Here is a 3,370-nt window from a genome sequence, read left to right as displayed (position 1 = left end):
GTACAAGGCGCTGTATTCGGCCTCGAAGTGAAAGAGCTTCGTAACGGAAGCACATTGTTTACGTTCAACGTGACTGACTTCTCCGATTCTATCGCGATGAAGATGTTTGCGAAGACGAAGGACGATGTAAAAATATTGAACCAGCTTGCCAATGGCAAGTGGGTCAAAGCTCGCGGCCGCATAGAATATGATCGCTTCATGCAAGAACCGGAGCTTGTGATGATGCCGAATGATTTGCATGAGGTCAGAACACCTGCTGAGCGTATGGATAAAGCGGAGGAAAAGCGCGTCGAATTTCATCTCCATACAACCATGAGCGCTATGGATGCGGTAACTCCGGTAGATGTCTATGTAAAGACGGCTGCCAAATGGGGACATAAGGCGATTGCAGTAACGGACCATAGCAATGTTCAATGTTATCCGGATGCGAATAAGTCAGCCAAAAAACACGGCATAAAAGTGCTTTTTGGTGTTGAAGCGAACATCGTGAACGACGCAGTGCCAATGGTGCTGGAATCAAGACCTGAACCGCTTGCGACAGCAACTTATATTGTTTTCGATATAGAGACAACGGGCCTTTCCGTTATTAATAACAAAATTATTGAGCTTGCCGGCGTTAAAATGCGTGATGGCAAAGAGATTGATCGTTTCTCTACCCTTATTGATCCGCATGAAAAAATTCCTTACCACATTACGCAGTTGACTAACATCAATGATGATATGGTAAAAGGGCAGYCGGATATTGAGCCTAAGCTTAGAGAATTTATTGAATTCATTGGTGATGATGTTCTTGTCGCCCACAATGCAAGATTTGATATTGGCTTTATTCAAGCCAACTGCAAAGCTTTTGGCATGCCGGAAGTAAAAAATCCAGTGCTCGATACGCTGGAGCTTGCTCGATTTATTTTTCCAACGCTCAAAAATCATCGTTTGAATACATTAGCAGATAAATATAAGGTTAGTCTCGACAACCATCACCGCGCTGTAGACGATTCCCTTGCTCTTGGCGGCGTTTTGTATGGCTTGATTGCAGATGCAGCTGAGCGAAATATTACGAATCTACATCAGTTAAATGACTATGTGGGCATTGATTTATCTAATTCTCGGCCTTTCCACAGCAATATTTATGCACTTAATGCTGTTGGGAAGAAAAATTTATTCAAGCTTATTTCCATCTCGCATACAGAGCATTTCAAACGGGTAGCAACAATTCCAAAAACGAAGCTTGTTGCACACCGTGAAGGCTTGCTCGTTATTTCTGGTTGCGAGAAAGGTGAATTTTTCGAAACGGTTCTAAATAAATCGTACGAAGAAGCGCTGGAGGTTGCACGTTTCTATGATGTCCTTGAAATCCAGCCGATTGATTTCTACATGCACTTAGTTGAGAAGGGGCTAGTAGGCAGCCRTGCGGAAATTGAGCAGGCGCATCGCCGGATTTGCCAAATCGGGGATGAGCTGGGCAAGCCGGTTATTGCTACAGGAAACGTTCATTACTTGAATCCGCGCGACAAAATGTATCGTGACATAACGATTCATGGGATCACTGGTTTTAGCCCGCTTAAGAGTATACGCAAACCAGATGCTCACTTCCGTACAACGGAAGAAATGCTGGAGGAATTTGCATTTTTAGGGGAAGCAAGAGCTCGTGAGGTCGTCATTACGAATACAGTAGAGCTTGCTGATCGGTTTGAGCCGTATGATATGTTCCCTACGGGACTATTTGCTCCAATTATTGAGGGTGCCGACGAGGAAATTCGCAACACCTGTTATGACACAGCAAAGTCGATGTATGGGGAAGATCTTCCTCAGGTCGTTATCGACAGGCTGGAGAAAGAACTTATTCCTATTATCAAATTTAAGTTTTCTGCCAACTACTTGATCTCGGAGAAGCTTGTTAAGAAATCGAACGCAGATGGATATTTGGTCGGCTCACGGGGATCGGTTGGTTCCTCAGTCGTTGCCACATTCCTGGGTATTTCAGAGGTTAATCCGCTGCCTGCCCATTACTTGTGCAAAAACTCGGATTGCAAGCATAGCGAATGGTTTTTGGACGGAAGCATTCCGAGCGGCTTCGATTTGCCGGACAAATTATGTCCGAACTGCGAGAAGCCGATGAAGGGTGAAGGACAGGATATTCCGTTCGAAACCTTCCTGGGCTTCAAAGGCGATAAAGTTCCCGATATCGATTTGAACTTCTCCGGAGACTATCAACCGATAGCTCATAACTATACAAAAATATTGTTTAGCGAGAAGTGTGTGTTCCGTGCAGGAACGATTGGTACGGTTGCAGAGAAAACGGCCTATGGTTTCACTAAGAAGTATGAGGAAGAGCATGGCAAGAAATGGCGCGGTGCTGAACTTGCCAGACTTGCTAGTGGCTGTACGGGCGTAAAACGAAGCACGGGACAGCATCCAGGCGGCATCGTCGTTGTTCCCGATTATATCGATGTTGAAGATATAACGCCTGTTCAATTTCCAGCAGACGATGTGAATGCGGAATGGAAGACAACTCATTTTGACTATCACGCGTTTGATGAAAACTTGCTTAAGCTCGATATTCTGGGGCACGATGATCCAACAATGATGCGGATGCTGCAGGATTTGACCGGCGTTGATCCAACGTCAATACCGATGAATGATCCTAAAGTCATGAGTATGTTCAACTCCACCAAAGCACTTAACGTGCCTGGCGAGCAAATTCGCTCTTCGGTAGCTACTTACGGAGTGCCGGAAATGGGAACGAAGTTCGTTCGTCAAATGCTTCAAGAGACGCAGCCTTCTTCGTTTGCCGATTTGCTGCAAATTTCCGGATTGTCTCATGGCACGGGAGTTTGGCTAGGAAATGCACAAGAGCTGATCAAGAACGGCACTTGCAACATCAAGACGGTAATTGGTTGCCGGGATGATATCATGTTGTTCTTGATTTATAAAGCTGGAATGGATGCTGGACTCGCGTTTAAAATTACGGAAAGTGTACGTAAAGGTAAAGGCTTGACGCCAGAGTGGATCGAAGAGATGAAGCGATGTAAGGTGCCGCAGTGGTACATTGATTCTTGCCTGCGCATCGAGTATATGTTCCCGAAAGCACATGCCGCGGCCTACGTCATATCGGCAGTTCGCACCGCCTATTTCAAGCTTTATCATCCAATAGAGTATTACGCTACTTACTTTACAGTAAGAGCGGACGATTTTGATTTGGAGCTGCTTTGCCAAGGATATGATGCGATTTTGCGTAAGCTGATCGAGATCGAAGCCAAAGGGTTTAATGCCCTCCCTAAAGAGAAAAACATGGTGTCGCAGCTGGAAATGTCACTTGAGATGACAGCGCGCGGCTTCTCCTTTAAGCCGATCGATCTATATCGTTCTGACG

General features: G+C 45.4%; 1 protein-coding gene. It reads left to right on the top strand.

The window, feature by feature from the left end; translation table 11 throughout:
• Window positions 1–3,370: PolC-type DNA polymerase III (locus tag AC1DSE_RS32980; protein WP_477528894.1), on the top strand; the 3,370-nt coding region annotated here is incomplete at both ends.

This window comes from Paenibacillus sp. 01L418 (genome assembly GCF_056400045.1).
The sequence above is the reverse complement of the archived record's forward strand: the minus strand, read 5'-3'. Positions and strand labels throughout refer to the sequence as shown.